Source organism: Frankia sp. Mgl5 (assembly GCF_023242985.1).
In the GTDB taxonomy this organism is placed as follows: domain Bacteria; phylum Actinomycetota; class Actinomycetes; order Frankiales; family Frankiaceae; genus Parafrankia; species Parafrankia soli.
This window is the reverse complement of record NZ_JALKFY010000087.1, coordinates 1-280: the sequence shown is the minus strand read 5'-3', so window position 1 is coordinate 280 and position 280 is coordinate 1. Positions and strand designations below refer to the sequence as shown.

General features: G+C 54.6%; 1 protein-coding gene. It reads right to left on the bottom strand.

Going from position 1 to position 280, the window contains the following annotated elements; translation table 11 throughout:
- A partial coding sequence (locus tag MXD62_RS08485; protein ID WP_248828842.1) for an ATP phosphoribosyltransferase regulatory subunit occupies nt 1-280 on the bottom strand: 280 nt, incomplete at both ends.

Here is a 280-nt window from a genome sequence, read left to right as displayed (position 1 = left end):
CTTCTGTCTGGACAACGAAATAACAGTCGATGCCTGACTCCACTGGCAGCTCAATGCCCTGTTTTTCCAAAGCGAGCAGCAACCGTTCAATACTAAGGGCAAAGCCGATCCCCGGCATGTCCTCGCCGCCAAGCTCTGCCACCAGGCCATTGTAGCGACCGCCGCCGCACAACGTTTCTACAGCGCCGATTTCCGCCATTTTGATTTCAAACGCGGTCTGGGTGTAGTAATCAAGTCCCCGCACCAATCGCGGATTAACCGTAAAAGGGATCTCCAGCGA